This is a genomic window from Curtobacterium sp. B8 (genome assembly GCF_000333315.1).
GTDB classification, from domain to species: Bacteria; Actinomycetota; Actinomycetes; order Actinomycetales; family Microbacteriaceae; genus Curtobacterium; species Curtobacterium luteum.
Genome location: NZ_BACW01000184.1, coordinates 1 through 918 on the forward strand (window position 1 = coordinate 1; position 918 = coordinate 918).

The following is a 918-nucleotide window of genomic DNA, read 5'->3' on the forward strand; positions in this document are numbered from 1 at the left end:
GAGCGCCGTCGCCCCGCGGGTCTGGAACACGCCCGTGATGATCGGGACGAGCTCGAGCTGCGCCACCCCGACGGCGTTGGCCTCGCACCGCGCGGGGTTGACGAGCGGGCCGAGGAAGTTGAAGACCGTCGGCACGCCGATCTCGCGGCGGACCGGGGCCGCGTGCGCGAAGCCGGGGTGGAAGGCGCTGGCGAAGGCGAAGGTCAGCCCGACACGCCGGAAGGTGTCCGCAACACGCGCGGCGTCCATCGTCAGGTCGAGCCCGAGTGCCGCGAGCACGTCGCTCGAGCCGGACTTCGACGAGCTCGCGCGGTTGCCGTGCTTGACGACCGGGACGCCGGCGGCAGCGACCACGATGGCCGCCATCGTCGAGACGTTCACCGTGCCGACCACGTCGCCGCCGGTGCCCACGATGTCGAGCGCCATCGGGTCGACGTCCAGCGGGACCGCGGCGTCGAGGATCGCATCGCGGAAGCCGACGACCTCGTCGACCGTCTCGCCCTTCGCGCGGAGGGCCACGGCGAAGGCCGCGATCTGGGCGGCGGTCGCGCGTCCCTGGACGATCTCCTCCATGGCCCATGTGGACTGCCTGATCGAGAGGTCCTGGCACGCCATGAGCGCGCTGATCACCGAGGGCCAGGTGAGTTGGTCGTGCATGATCCGATCGTAGTGAATTCGAGCGACCCACCAGTTGGCTGCGAAAACACTGTCGGTGGTTTCGGCCATAATGGAGTCTGTGACTAGCACCCCTCTCTCCAGATCTGCCACCGCACCGGTCCTGAACAGGCCCAACGCCGTGGCCGTGGGGACGATCGTGTGGCTGGGCAGCGAGGTCATGTTCTTCGCCGGCCTGTTCGCGATCTACTTCACGCTCCGCAGCACCTCCCCCGAGCTCTGGGCCACCGAGACCGCCAAGCT

At 69.2% G+C, this 918-nt stretch carries 1 protein-coding gene and 1 pseudogene; one reads left to right on the top strand and one right to left on the bottom strand.

Annotated elements, in window-relative coordinates; translation table 11 throughout:
• Positions 1-657, bottom strand: a 657-nt coding sequence (gene trpD / locus I59_RS04430; RefSeq protein ID WP_042726459.1) for an anthranilate phosphoribosyltransferase, incomplete at its 3' end; no start/stop codon positions are given.
• 70 nt (positions 658-727) lie between these two features.
• Here trpD and I59_RS21290 point away from each other — a divergent pair.
• A pseudogene (locus I59_RS21290) lies at positions 728-918 on the top strand (heme-copper oxidase subunit III); the annotation flags it as partial.